The sequence below is a fragment of the Pseudomonas sp. MD330_10 genome (genome assembly GCF_042610415.1).
Taxonomy (GTDB): Bacteria; Pseudomonadota; Gammaproteobacteria; order Pseudomonadales; family Pseudomonadaceae; genus Aquipseudomonas; species Aquipseudomonas rhodesiae.
Genome location: NZ_JBHGZU010000055.1, coordinates 1 through 371, shown reverse-complemented (window position 1 = coordinate 371; position 371 = coordinate 1). Strand labels below are relative to the sequence as shown.

General features: G+C 68.5%; 1 protein-coding gene. It reads right to left on the bottom strand.

Annotated elements, in window-relative coordinates:
- Positions 1–371 (bottom strand): AMP-binding protein (locus tag ACFZPT_RS26585; protein WP_379555946.1); only part of this gene is annotated, 371 nt, incomplete at both ends.

Genomic DNA, 371 nt, shown 5'->3' with positions numbered 1-371 from the left:
CGGGTCAGGTCGCCGCTGCGGTACACGCGGCTGCCGGGTTTGCCGAACGGGTCCGGCACAAAGCGTTCGGCGGTCAGTGCCGGGCGCTCCAGATAACCCCGCGCCACGCCCTCCCCGCCCAGGTACAACTCACCGGCCACGCCGATGGGTTGCAGGTTGAGCTGCGCGTCCAGTACGTAGCCGCTGCGGTTGCCCAACAAGGTGCCGATCGGCGCGTACACCGCGCCGCATGGGTCGCCGCGTCGCGCTTTCCATAGCAATGGCGTGACCACGGTTTCGGTCGGGCCATAGCCGTTGAACAGGTACGTCGGTTTCAGCGCGCGCCAGGCCAGGTCGTAACTGGCCTGGGCCACCGCATCGCCGCCAAAGCA